Raw genomic sequence first — 10,952 nt, 5'->3', positions numbered from 1 at the left:
TCCTGTAGGCCCGAAGCCGTGCCCACGGAAAGCGAAGTGTTTTACCGAAGCGCTATATGTATCAGACATTAATGTTCGGATTTTTCTTATCTTGTTACTCTTTTGTCCTAGGCTCTTTTTATTTACACTTTTATCACAGAAACCACTGTAAAACACCACGCTCAAAATAGACAAATCTAGTTGTGAGGCTTAACGTCCTGATTCACTTAACTAACAATTGGTGTTAGAAGAACAACAGTGCCTACTGATTTAAGGTTCGTTTTATTAGTCCATATTTTGCATTTTAAGTGATAATTATTGTTCTTTTTCTTTTTAATGTATCCGTTTACAATAAAACTGTAAGGTGTTTTAGGGACATTTTGAAAAAATAAAAGAGGAGGGTTTATGATGAGTAAAAGAATACTGTTAGCTTGTGCAGGGGGGTTTTCGACAAGTATGTTGGTTGAAAAGATGAAAGAAGAAGCTATAAAAAGAGGTGAGGATGTTTTTATTGAGGCGTGTAGTGAAAGCAAAATCACTGAAAACTTACCGGCAGATATTATTATGTTAGGTCCTCAAATGGGACATATCGAAGATGAAGTGAAAGAGCTTGTTAATAACGAGATGCCAGTCACAACTATTGATATGGCCGACTATGGTATGATGAACGGTGGAAAAGTGCTTGATGTTGCATTTGAATTGATGAATAATGGATAGGGGGTTAAAATAATGAGTAAAGATGCGGATATGAAAATAAAAATTCAAAAGTTTGCTTCTATCATTCAAAAGAATCGTTACGTAAATAGTATTTCTGACGGGTTAGCATCTGCTTTACCTGTCATATTAGGCGGGGCAATCTTTACATTAATAGATACAATCAATATACCAGCGTACCAAAATTTTTTAGAAAGCACCAATTTGAAAGCGCTAACACAAATACCGCCGGCTATAACTATTGAGTTATTATCTTTATATGCAGTATTTTCGATTGCGTTTAATACAGCCAAACAGTTTAAAAGTGATGGTTTTTCGAGTGGTATTGTCGCTTTAATGAGTTTTTTAATTGTAACACCAATTGGCGTCCTAAATGATGATATGACGATGGCGTTAAGCTTTCAATGGTTAGGGGCGACAGGGTTATTTGTCGCTATCATTATTGGGGTATTTATTGGAAGGTTAGTTCCGATTATTTTAGAGCGAGGTCTTTATATCAAAATGCCGAAAGGTGTACCCCCTACAATTGAAAAGTCATTTGCTGCTTTGACACCAGCATTTACGGCTATTTTTACTATGCTGTTAATTAGAGGGGTTTTTGAAGCTACGCCGTTTGGTAATGTTCATGAATTTATATATTCTATTTTACAAGTGCCATTAACTAATTTAGGGAGTAGTTGGTGGGCCTATCTTATTATTGTTGCAGCAATGAGTGTGCTTTGGTTCTTCGGTATTCATGGAACGATTGTCGTTTTGAGTGTCATTATGCCAATCTGGACGAGCCTAGGCTTAGAAAATTTAGCGGCTTTCCGCGCTGGAGAACCTTTACCGCATATGATTCCTGGCGGGTCATTTTTCATGGTATACACAGCTCTAGGTGGTACTGGTGCGACCATAGGTCTCTCTCTTGTGTTGTTATTTGCTAAATCAAAACGCTATAAAGTGTTAGGGAAACTTGCGATTATTCCGGGTGTAACGGGTATAAATGAACCGGTTATGTTTGGTATACCTATTGTCCTAAATATGAAGCTATTAATTCCATTAATATTTACGCCGCTTGTCGTATCAGTGATTGCTATCATTGCCACATTTGCCGGGATCGTCCCACCATTACGAGGAATTGGCTTACCATTAGGAACGCCACTGATTGTTAATGGTTTTCTAGAAGGTGGTTTTAGAGTAGCTATTTTACAAGCTATACTGATCGCTGTATCTGTTGTGATGTATTATCCATTTTTACGCAGTTTAGACCGTGATGCACTTCGTGTAGAAGGTGAGTCTACTCAGTCAGCATCGAGTAATAGCGCGTCAGTAAGTTAGTGGTTAAGGGGCTTGGTAATTTCGCTGAGCCCTTTGAACACATGTTATTAGGGGATAAATGTTTTAAGGTGTAGAGGTGAAATAATATGAGAACAATGACATTACTGGGAATTTTAGAAAAGGATGATCGCCCAGTTACAAAAGCTGTACTATCAGAGAAAATGGACTTATCAGAAAGTTCTATTCGGAATATTGTACGGGATTCAAATCAAATTGGAAGCAAAAATGGCTTTCAGATTGAATTGATTCGCGGACAAGGATATGTTCTTCATATTACTTCTCGTGAAGGGTACGATCAGTTTGTACACAAGGCAATGCAAAGAAGTGAGATCTATAATCCTCAACAGCGCGTTAATCTCATTATTTCGTTTTTACTCCAAGCCGAAGACTATGTAACGATTGATCAGATTGCAACCAGTATGGATGTAAGTCGTAATACAATTGTGAAAGACTTAAAAGAAGTGGAAAAGCAGGTTTCAGCTGCTGATCTTTTTTTAGAAAAGAAAGTACATTACGGTTTGCGTGTTTTAGGGGAAGAGAGTGATTATCGAAGAGCTTTTTCGAAATATGTTTTAACAGACTACTATTTAACGCCTGTTAAAGAATTTAAGACATTTAGACACGTGTTTAACTTAGATGAATTGAGAAAGATCGTTAATGAGGCTTTAATGGTTAATGATTTAAAAATGAGTGATGTTGCTTTTGAAAATGTCGTACGACACATTCGGATTTTAATTTTCAGGTCGTTAAAAAGTAATTTTGTTTCTTCATACAAGCATTTAAAAGTTGAGCCAGATAAAGCTTACTTTCAGGTTGCGGAACAGATCGTAACTTGGATTAATAAAAAATATGATGTTGTTTTACCACAAAGTGAAATGATGTTTTTAGCTGCACATATTTCTGGTAAAGTTTCTATCGGTAAAATTGATGATCAAGAAAAGGCTGAAATAGATAATCAACTAGGCGATATTTTACAAACATTGGATCGTGCATTTTCCACGTATTTTACTAATGACGCAGTTCTTAGAAATGATTTACTCTTTCACATGCTCCCTTTAATGAAGCGACTGTACTATAATATGCAGTTGGAAAACCCTTTAGTTGAAGAAATATATAGTAAATATGCGAATGTCTTTGTTATTGCCTTTCGATTTAGTGAATTAATTGAGAAGCAATACGGTTATCAGATGTCACGTGATGAAGTGGGTTATGTAGCGATTCATTTTGCTGCACATTTAGAGCGGATTAAAAGCGTCTCGTTAGAAAAGTATAAACGGATTGTTGTTATTTGTACAACAGGTGGTGGTAGTGCTGAACTACTTAGATTAAGTTTAGAAAATATTTTCTCAAATGCTTATATTTCAACAGCTTCCATTAACAACTTTAAACAATATAAAGATGATCCACCTGATTTGTTTTTAAGTACCGTGCCAATGGAAGCCAGTTATGCCCAGGTCCCAATTATTCAAATTAACGAATGGATAGATGAAAATGAAATGCGAAGAATAAAAGATATTATTTCTTTTCAAATTTATCACAAACTAGATAATCAAGAAATAACGAGTTTGAAAGATTTGTTTAATGAAGATATCTTTTATCGAGGGGAAAGCGATATCGATTATTTAAGTTTATTAAAGTTAAGAGCGAATGACTTGGTTACTAAAGGGTATGCTGTTGACCATTTCCCTGAGTCTGTGCTAGAGAGGGAAAAGAAATTTACCACGGTTTACCGAAGTGGTGTGGCCGGCCCGCATGCGATGAAGCTTGACGCTATTAAAGATGCGGTTAGTGTCACGTTATTACCTGAGCCAATCTACTATAATGAGCGAATGATTCAAATTATCTTTTTAATTAACTTGAAGTCTGGTCACTTGTTTTTGCATAAGGAATTAAGTCGTTTGTTAATGCGACTGATGGATCATGACTATATACGACAACGGTTAATCCAGACAAAAAATTTTCGTCAATTTATGGCAGAACTTGAACTGCTGATCTGATGTGGAGGGATTATAATGGAATTAGAACAAGAAATCATGCAAATTATTACAAACGGTGGAGATGCAAGGGCAAATTGTATAAAGGCCATTAGAGAGGCAAGAAGTGGAGAGATAACTAAGGCTGAAGCTTTGCTCAATAAAGCAAAGGACAGTTTAAATGTTGCGCATCAAGTGCAGACTCAGTTAATTCAAGCTGAAGTTAGAGGTGTTCAAACAGCTGTCTCTTTATTAATGGTACACGCACAGGATCATTTGATGAATGCTTTAACCATTAAAGAGTTGGCGATTGAGATGGTCGAAGAAATTAAGTGTCGTATTCGGTTAGAAAGCCAACTCAAAGTAGAGGATAAAGATAAGTGAAAAACATTAGCATGAATGTGCGTTTTTTCTGTCAGTATGTCAGTTGATAATTGAATGAAGTTGCAGTAAATAGAGGAAAAGACAAAAGCGTTGATGCTTGTAGCAGCAGAACTTTTGCCAGCTGTATAGCTATGCTAGAAACGCAGAGGTGACATAGAAGATCGATTGAAAGACTTAGTTGATCATAATATTGCTGTTACGACTATAGACATCGCTGATTAGCGCGTGATGTAAGGTGACAATGTATTCATTGATTATAAAAATAAAGGGGTCTTGTCATGAGTCAAACAATAAGTTTTCGTGTTAAAGTTCAAAAATTTGCTTCGGCTATACAAAAAAATAAGTATATAAACAGTATTTCGAATGGCTTGTCATCGATTTTGCCTATTATTTTAGGTGGTGCTATTTTCACTTTAATTGATACCATTAATATTCCAGCTTATCAAACATTTTTAGTAAATACAGGTTTGAAAGCGTTAACGGAAATACCGCCGATGATCACGATAGATTTACTTGCTTTGTATGCTGTATTTGCCATTGCTTATACAACAGCAACTCAATTTAAAAGTGATGCCTTCTCCGCTGGTGTCGTCGCTTTAATGAGCTTCTTCATTGTTACACCTTTGGGCGTGTTAAATGACGAGGCAACCTTAGCTTTAAGTTTTCAGTGGTTAGGATCAACAGGGTTATTTGTTGCGATATTGATCGGTGTATTGATTGGAAGACTTTCCACACTCATTATTGCCAATGGTTATTATATTAAGATGCCAAAGGGTGTTCCCCCGACAATTGAGAAGTCATTTGCAGCATTAACCCCTGCTTTTATGGCGATTATTCTGATGTTAATGATTAGAGGGATCTTTGAATTAACGCCGTTTGGAAATATACATGAGTTTATTTATACTTTAGTTCAAGTTCCTCTTGTGAATCTAGGTGGAAGTTGGTGGGCTTATTTAATTGTCGTTTTTGTGATGAGTTTACTTTGGTTTTTCGGTATTCATGGTACGATTGTCGTCATGGGGGTTATCTTGCCGATATGGACAAGTTTGCGATTAGAAAATTTAGAAGCCTATCAAGCAGGTGTAGAACTGCCACATACGATAGCTGGTGGTGCATTCTTTATGACCTATACGGCAATAGGCGGTACCGGTGCAACGATTGGGTTAGCAGTTTTATTATTGATGGCTAAATCTAAGCGCTACAAAACATTAGGGAAGTTAGCTGTTGTTCCAGGACTAACAGGGATTAACGAACCAATTATGTTCGGTGTTCCACTTGTTTTAAATATGAAATTGCTTATTCCATTAATTATTGCCCCATTAGCGACAAGTATCATCGCTATGATTGCAACAACAATTGGCCTAGTTGAACCTCTGAGAGGAATAGGTGTCCCATTAGGAACACCGATTTTTATAAATGGCTTTTTAGAGGGTGGATGGCGTGTCCCGATTTTACAGTTAGTGCTATTGTTTGTTTCTTTAGCGCTCTATTATCCATTCTTTCGTTCATTAGATAGAGAAGCTCTTTTAGTTGAGCAAGGAGAAGATCCTGAAGTGGCTGCTAATAAAGCAGCAAAGGCTTCAAACGCATAGTCATATAAGCATTTTCACAGTGGCTCGTACGTTTGATTTAAGGAAAGAGCTGATGGAATTTTCAAATGGAAAATAAAAAAGTATTGCTTTTCATAAACTTGTATAATAAACTTAACGTAATTAAATAATTCTTATCCAGAGAGACTGAGGGATTGGCCCGATGAAGTCTCAGCAACCACCTTATGCGATAAGGTACGGTGCTAATTCCAATAGGCAATGCCTAGAAGATAAGAAGAACGGCTCTGTTATTGATAAAGACCTTCTTCTTAGAAGGTCTTTTTTTAATATCCATAGTAAAAAGCCTTGAGTGATTGTTTAGACATGAGCATTTTCAGGGTAAGTGTGAGGCAATTAAATATTTGTTTGAAATGAGGTGAAGGAACGATGTACCGAGATGAAACACTTTTGACTCAATTAGGGAATCGTGGCGATCATGATACGGGTGCGATTAGCCTACCGATCCACCTTTCAACGGCTTATCGTCATCCTACTTTAGGTGAATCAACGGGCTATGATTATACCCGGACAAAGAATCCGACGCGACATGTTTTAGAGCAGGGAATTGCTGACTTAGAAGGGGGAACACACGGGTTTGCTTGTAGTTCTGGAATGGCTGCTATCCAATTAGTTCTTTCATTGTTCCAAGCAGGAGACCATCTTCTTGTGCCTACAGATATATATGGAGGGACTTATCGCTTATTTGATCACCTTTCACAGCAATATCAAATCGAGATCAGTTATTTGGACTTTAAAGATAGTGTTGCATTAAACCAAGCGATTCGTCCGACGACGAAAGCAATTTTTCTTGAAACGCCTACTAACCCCCTTTTAGAAGAATTGGATATTGTAGAAGTGAGTAATGTGGCAAGATCATTTGATCTCAAGGTAATTGTAGATAATACATTTTATACCCCTTACTTACAAAAACCGTTAGCGCTTGGGGCGGATATCGTCATTCACAGTGCGACTAAGTATTTGGCCGGACATAATGATGTATTAGCAGGTCTAGTTGTATCTAAAAATTCAGAAGTTTCTGAACGATTGGAGGTATTGCATAATAACATTGGGGCAACATTATCCCCTTTTGATGCTTGGCTTGTGATTAGGGGGATGAAAACATTGCCGCTCCGGCTTAAACAACAGCAAGAAAATGCAAAGCATATTGTTGATTATTTACAAAATCACGAAAAGATTTCATCAGTTATTTATCCGGGAAAAGGGGGAATGTTATCTTTTTATTTGCAAAAGCAGATTTGGGTTAAACCTTTTTTAGAACAGCTTCGCATCATTAGTTTTGCAGAAAGCCTCGGTGGCGTTGAGAGTTTGATTACCTATCCGACGACACAGACCCATGCAGATATTCCGGAACAAGAACGGATTGCTCGAGGCATTGATCAAACCTTATTAAGGTTTTCAATAGGAATAGAAGCGAAAGAAGACATTATGTTAGACCTAGAAACAAGCTTATCAAAACTAAAATAAAAGGCAGGGGATTTAAATGACAGTTAAAGCACCATTTCATGCAGACCACGTAGGAAGTTTGTTAAGACCAGAACGGTTAAAAAAAGCAAGACGTGATTACAAAGAAGGTAAAATTAGTTTAGTTGAACGGCGAGAGGTTGAGACAGAAGAAATCAATCGTATTGTTAATCGACAAATTGAGGCAGGGTTAGAGGTAGTTACAGACGGCGAATTCCGCCGAGATTGGTGGCACATTGATTTCTTAGAACATTTAAATGGGTTTGAAGGTTATGTTCCAGACCATGGCTATGCTTTTGCGGGGGTTGAAACTGAACCCTATAATGTCCGCAATGTGGGCAAGATCTCTTTTAATCCAGACCATCCATTTATTAAAGACTTTAAAGAATTTAATGCAATTGTTGATGGGCGAGCCATTGCAAAACAAACCATTCCAAGTCCAAACCAATTATTCCATGCGGATATCATTAACCATGATATATATCCAGACTATGAGTCCTATGCTACAGATATCATTCAAGCTTATCGTGATGCAGTGCAAGCCTTTTATCAGGCAGGTGTCCGTTATTTGCAAATTGATGATGTCTATTTAGCGGCGTTATCATCACCAGACATTGATTTTGATAGTGGACCATATTCACGTGATTATTTAATAGACTTAGCACTTCGGGTCGTTAATGGCGTCCTTGAAGGCAAACCAGATGACTTGACGATTACCACTCACATTTGTCGCGGGAACTATCAATCAACCTATGCATTTGGCGGTAGTTATGGCCTAATTGCCCCTACGCTTTTTGCTAAAGAAAAGGTAAACGGGTTTTTCTTGGAATATGATGATGACCGTTCAGGTGATTTTGAACCATTACAACACATCCCGAATGGTGGACCTCGTGTTGTGCTCGGTTTGATTACATCAAAACGCGCGGAGCTTGAGGATAAAGAAGTGATTAAAAAACGGATTAAAGAAGCAACTGAACATGTTCCACTTGATCAATTGTGTTTAAGTCCACAGTGCGGATTTGCTTCTACACACCACGGAAATCTGGTGACTGAAGAAGATCAATGGAATAAACTTAAGCATGTTGTTGAGATTGCAAAGGAAGTCTGGGGTTAAAGTGAATCCCTTTTGCAAGAGATACTTACACGGCGGTGTGATGATAGACCGCTTCTTCATCAAAGTTAAAAAAATAGACAGTTGACGCGTTCATTTGGTAAAGTAATAAGTAACTAAATATATGCGCACCTATGATTAACACCAAGCTATCTTGCTTTTCAATTTATACATTTAAGCATAAGATGAACAACCAGTGGGCGGAGGGCTACAGGACATGGTGGTCTTCGTATGTAATCCTTCTTAAAGATGTGGCGGTTTTAGTCTACGATCTTACCCACCCCACCAACTGAGGAACACAAGCTAACGTCTTCGCGTCCTGCGAAGACGCTTGTGTGACCAACATCCTGTTGCCCCGAGTGAATCAAGACGTTATCTCCACTCTCTCTTTTGAGGCGGGGATTTCAAGTTTAAAGAATTAAGAACGCCAATGACTTATACCTTATGATAAGGATGTTAGGTCATGTTTTTTATCTGTAATACATATTATTCCGATCTATTCAATGCGCTTTGTCCTGTGTTAGGATAGAAAGCATAAATTTTAGCAAATCAGCGAGAAGCAAGGTTGTTAAAATAAGTATAAGAAAAATTAGTCTATTCACCTAAGGATAAGCGAACATGCGTTTTTCTAACATGTTTTTGAAAAGGGGGGCCATCATGATTGAGCTACGCGGCATTCATAAAATTTATCAAAAAAAAGATACAGAAATTCATGCCCTTGAAGGGGTAGATTTAAGGATTGAAAAAGGAGATATTTTTGGGGTGATCGGTTACAGTGGTGCAGGAAAGAGCACATTAGTTCGTTTGGTCAATTATCTGGAAGAGCCGACAGAGGGAAGTGTTATCGTTGATGGTGCACACTTAGCTGATCAACCACCAAGCGCACTTCGTCAAATAAAAAAACAAATTGGGATGATTTTTCAACATTTTAATTTACTAGAATCCAAGACCATTTATAAAAATGTCGCGATGCCGTTAATCTTGGCGAAAAAATCAAAAAAAGAAATACATGCGCGTGTTTCAGAATTATTAGCATTTGTCGGTTTAGCAGATAAGGCAATGAACTATCCGAGTGAACTTTCTGGTGGACAGAAGCAGCGCGTTGGGATCGCTAGAGCACTTGCTTCAAATCCTAAAATACTATTATGTGATGAGGCAACCTCTGCCTTAGATCCTCAGACGACACAATCTATTCTTGATTTATTACAACGTGTAAATAAAGAATACGGGATTACCATTATGTTAATTACGCATGAGATGTCAGTGATTCAAAAAATTTGCAATAAAGTTGCCGTTATGGAAGAGGGTAAAATAATCGAAGAGGGATCGGTTCTTGATGTGTTTGGCCATCCGAAGCACCCAACATCGCGTAATTTTGTCCAAACAGTTGTTAGAACCGATGTTCCAAGTCAAATCCAAGAGCAGTTGAAACAACAAGGTGTGCATGCCTTAACGAAACTTGAAATGGTTGGTGAGCATGCGACTCAACCTATACTCGCAACATTAATACAACGTTTTGGGTTAACAGTAAGTGCTGTATTCACCAATATGACTGAAATACAAGATACAACACTCGCAATTTGGTATTTGGATATTGAGGGGAAGGAAGAAGACAAAGCTAATGCACTTGCCTATTTAGAAGCACAAGGTGTTCGCATTGAGGAGGTGTCTATTTAATGTTTAATCCAGCTGTTACCCTTCAAGAGTTCTTGGGAGAAATTATTAATACAAATGTTACCCTTCAAGAGTTCTTGGAAGAAATCGTTAATACGCTTTATATGGTAGGAATGTCGCTTTTAATTGGGACGATTTTTGGTTCCATATTGGGTGTGGTCATTGTTGTTACCAGGCGTGGGGGCATACTTGCTGTGCCGTTTGTTTACTTTATTTTGAACTTTTTGATTAATATTGTTCGATCTGTACCATTTATTATTCTGATGGTAGCGATGATACCATTTACACGTAGTATTGTTGGGACGTCAATTGGAACAAACGCAGCAATTGTCCCTTTAATTATATTCATCACCCCATTTATTGCTAGACTTGTTGAAAATTCATTACTTGAAGTGGGACCGGGAATCATAGAGGCAGCTGAATCTATGGGGGCAACCCCATTTCAAATTATTTGGTATTTTATTTTACCAGAGGCATTTGGTTCGCTAATTCTCTCACTTGCGACGGCGACGATTTCATTAATTGGCGCGTCAGCAATGGCTGGAGTAGTAGGCGGTGGCGGTATTGGTAATATTGCGATTATTTATGGCTATCAGCGCTATGACACGTTTGCGATGTTTGCAACCATTTTTATTCTTATTATAATTGTTCAACTGATCCAGTCTACTGGAAATACAGTGGCTCGCTTGATACGCCGTCGATAAAACCACCTTCAATCAGGAGCGT

9 protein-coding genes and 1 riboswitch are annotated in these 10,952 nt (G+C 37.8%); all 9 genes read left to right on the top strand.

The annotated features are described in order from the left end of the window. Positions 1–387 precede the first annotated feature (387 nt). Entirely contained in the window at positions 388–696 is a 309-nt protein-coding gene (locus B494_RS0102725) for a PTS sugar transporter subunit IIB (RefSeq protein WP_017470828.1), read from the top strand. Between the two features lie 12 nt (positions 697–708). Then, positions 709–2,013, top strand: coding sequence for a PTS sugar transporter subunit IIC (locus B494_RS0102720; RefSeq protein ID WP_017470827.1), 1,305 nt, complete (start codon positions 709–711; stop codon positions 2,011–2,013). Positions 2,014–2,099: 86 nt separating this feature from the next. Next, positions 2,100–4,010 (top strand): BglG family transcription antiterminator, encoded by a 1,911-nt coding sequence (locus B494_RS0102715; RefSeq protein WP_017470826.1) that lies wholly within the window; start codon positions 2,100–2,102, stop codon positions 4,008–4,010. A gap of 15 nt (positions 4,011–4,025) precedes the next feature. Then, positions 4,026–4,370 carry a PTS sugar transporter subunit IIA gene (locus B494_RS0102710; RefSeq protein WP_017470825.1) on the top strand — a complete coding sequence of 115 codons (345 nt, stop codon included), beginning with the start codon at positions 4,026–4,028 and terminating at the stop codon, positions 4,368–4,370. A gap of 278 nt (positions 4,371–4,648) precedes the next feature. After that, entirely contained in the window at positions 4,649–5,962 is a 1,314-nt protein-coding gene (locus B494_RS0102705; RefSeq protein ID WP_017470824.1) for a PTS sugar transporter subunit IIC, read from the top strand. Positions 5,963–6,090: 128 nt separating this feature from the next. Then, positions 6,091–6,196: riboswitch (SAM riboswitch) on the top strand. 150 nt (positions 6,197–6,346) lie between these two features. After that, complete coding sequence (locus tag B494_RS0102700) at positions 6,347–7,444, top strand: PLP-dependent transferase (protein ID WP_017470823.1); 1,098 nt, start codon at positions 6,347–6,349, stop codon at positions 7,442–7,444. A 16-nt stretch (positions 7,445–7,460) separates the two neighbouring features. After that, on the top strand, positions 7,461–8,555 hold the full coding sequence (locus B494_RS0102695) for a 5-methyltetrahydropteroyltriglutamate--homocysteine S-methyltransferase (RefSeq protein ID WP_017470822.1): 1,095 nt from the start codon (positions 7,461–7,463) through the stop codon (positions 8,553–8,555). Between the two features lie 654 nt (positions 8,556–9,209). Continuing rightward, positions 9,210–10,229 carry a methionine ABC transporter ATP-binding protein gene (locus B494_RS0102690; RefSeq protein ID WP_017470821.1) on the top strand — a complete coding sequence of 340 codons (1,020 nt, stop codon included), beginning with the start codon at positions 9,210–9,212 and terminating at the stop codon, positions 10,227–10,229. Then, positions 10,229–10,930: a methionine ABC transporter permease gene (locus tag B494_RS0102685; RefSeq protein WP_017470820.1), complete on the top strand. Its 702-nt coding sequence runs from the start codon at positions 10,229–10,231 to the stop codon at positions 10,928–10,930. The genes B494_RS0102690 and B494_RS0102685 overlap by 1 nt, the downstream gene beginning before the upstream one ends. The last annotated feature ends 22 nt before the right edge of the window (positions 10,931–10,952 follow it).

This window comes from Amphibacillus jilinensis Y1, assembly GCF_000306965.1.
Classification (GTDB): Bacteria; Bacillota; Bacilli; order Bacillales; family Amphibacillaceae; genus Amphibacillus_C; species Amphibacillus_C jilinensis.
The sequence above is the reverse complement of the archived record's forward strand: the minus strand, read 5'-3'. Positions and strand labels throughout refer to the sequence as shown.

Excerpts from the sequence above, each read along its gene's own strand:
- B494_RS0102720 (WP_017470827.1), top strand. The coding sequence starts at position 709 with ATGAGTAAAGATGCGGATATGAAAATAAAAATTCAAAAGTTTGCTTCT.
- B494_RS0102705 (WP_017470824.1), top strand. The coding sequence starts at position 4,649 with ATGAGTCAAACAATAAGTTTTCGTGTTAAAGTTCAAAAATTTGCTTCG.
- B494_RS0102695 (WP_017470822.1), top strand. The coding sequence starts at position 7,461 with ATGACAGTTAAAGCACCATTTCATGCAGACCACGTAGGAAGTTTGTTA.
- B494_RS0102685 (WP_017470820.1), top strand. The coding sequence starts at position 10,229 with ATGTTTAATCCAGCTGTTACCCTTCAAGAGTTCTTGGGAGAAATTATT.
- B494_RS0102725 (WP_017470828.1), top strand. The coding sequence starts at position 388 with ATGAGTAAAAGAATACTGTTAGCTTGTGCAGGGGGGTTTTCGACAAGT.
- B494_RS0102710 (WP_017470825.1), top strand. The coding sequence starts at position 4,026 with ATGGAATTAGAACAAGAAATCATGCAAATTATTACAAACGGTGGAGAT.
- B494_RS0102690 (WP_017470821.1), top strand. The coding sequence starts at position 9,210 with ATGATTGAGCTACGCGGCATTCATAAAATTTATCAAAAAAAAGATACA.
- B494_RS0102700 (WP_017470823.1), top strand. The coding sequence starts at position 6,347 with ATGTACCGAGATGAAACACTTTTGACTCAATTAGGGAATCGTGGCGAT.
- B494_RS0102715 (WP_017470826.1), top strand. The coding sequence starts at position 2,100 with ATGAGAACAATGACATTACTGGGAATTTTAGAAAAGGATGATCGCCCA.